This is a genomic window from Phocaeicola sp. RTP21198st1_B8_RTP21198_201120, assembly GCF_040929485.1.
Taxonomy (GTDB): domain Bacteria; phylum Bacteroidota; class Bacteroidia; order Bacteroidales; family Bacteroidaceae; genus Phocaeicola; species Phocaeicola dorei.
The window spans coordinates 1-1,400 of record NZ_JBCOCI010000352.1; the positions used below are offsets into that span (position 1 = coordinate 1).

The following is a 1,400-nucleotide window of genomic DNA, read 5'->3' on the forward strand; positions in this document are numbered from 1 at the left end:
AAGGAGAAAAAACTCCTAGCAACAGAATGAATAGAAATACGTTAAATTTTCTTCGTGTTGTCATTGGTGATCTTTGTGGGTTCTACATAACCGATTGGCATATCTACACATGCACAACCAAGCATATTTAAACGAACGGCAATCTTACTCTTCCCGCCTACAGTCACAAGTTCGCCAACAAGTCCACTCAAAGGACCTTTTATGACACGAACTTTCTCACCACGCGCTAGTGGAGTATCATTCATACAGACTGCTTCTTCGGAATAATCGAGCATGAAACGGAAACGGGCCATCTGCTCGTCAGGAATAACGGCAGGAGTACTCTCTCCACGCATCACCATATAACGGCTGACCGTAGAAAATGAAAGGACTTCCATACGTTCTTTTGGATTGACATGTACAAAAACCATCATTGGGAGTAAGACTGTATCAACCATCTTACGACGGTCACTCCATTGATGAATTTGCTGCTGAACGGGAACAAAAGAATCAATTCCCATCTTAGACAAACGCTCGGCAACTTTCTTCTCGTGGTGCATTCGAACGAGTGCTACATACCAGCGTTTTGAGTGTGCTACGCCTTCCCCTGTCCCACTACTAGGCCCGGCATTTACTGATTTCGGTTTCGTTAAAATCATATTTTTTTACCCCATGTTCATCCGTTACTTCTTAGGTAACGGAATTGTATTCGCTACAAAGATAGGTAAAAATATTAATAGCAAACAAACAATAAACTTCTTTTTTTCCTTTTTCTCTAAAATATGCAACATGAATCTATCTGAACATGAAGGATAACATCTTCATGCTCAAAGGCTTTTTATTACCTAAATTCAAGAATGCTTTATATTGAATGTTAGGTGCCCGCTTTTATATTCCCTCATAATCGATTTTTTTCCTTTTTTCACAGCGATGTGTATTCTATATGTGGGTTGTCCGTTACCTAAGAAGTAATACCAGCATTAAGTCCCTAATCCATAATGCTTTAATAATATAAATCAGAGCATTTTAAAATTGCAAACGTAAGAATAATTCAATTTATTTACTTTTGTTCTTTCTTCCAATTCGAAACCCTTTAAATATATCTGTGTTGTTTTAATAGATTTGTGTCCTAGTGATTCGCTAATCATTTCGATAGGTACACCTCTGTACTTAGCAGTCGTAGCCCAAGAATGACGAAGCGTATACGACGTGACGGGCGAATGTAGCCTTAATTTTCTGGACAGGCTTTTCAACTCATTATTAAAACGTCTCAAAGCTGACTGATACTCACGATAGGCTCCTTCTTCATTCCGCTTGTACGCTCCGCTTAATATCCGGAAAAGATAATCAGGATAGCCAGAACTCCGGGCGTCAGATTTATTGTACAATCCCCCAATTGCATTCTGCGCTGACTCCAGCAC

The 1,400-nt window shown here is 39.4% G+C and carries 2 protein-coding genes; both read right to left on the minus strand.

Features of this window, described 5'->3' with window-relative positions; all coding sequences use genetic code 11:
• Positions 1–41: 41 nt before the first annotated feature.
• Complete coding sequence (locus AB5935_RS26205; RefSeq protein ID WP_004325374.1) at positions 42–638, minus strand: UpxY family transcription antiterminator; 597 nt, start codon at positions 636–638, stop codon at positions 42–44.
• A gap of 357 nt (positions 639–995) precedes the next feature.
• Positions 996–1,400, minus strand: a 405-nt coding sequence (locus AB5935_RS26210) for a tyrosine-type recombinase/integrase (RefSeq protein ID WP_368327894.1), incomplete at its 5' end; no start/stop codon positions are given.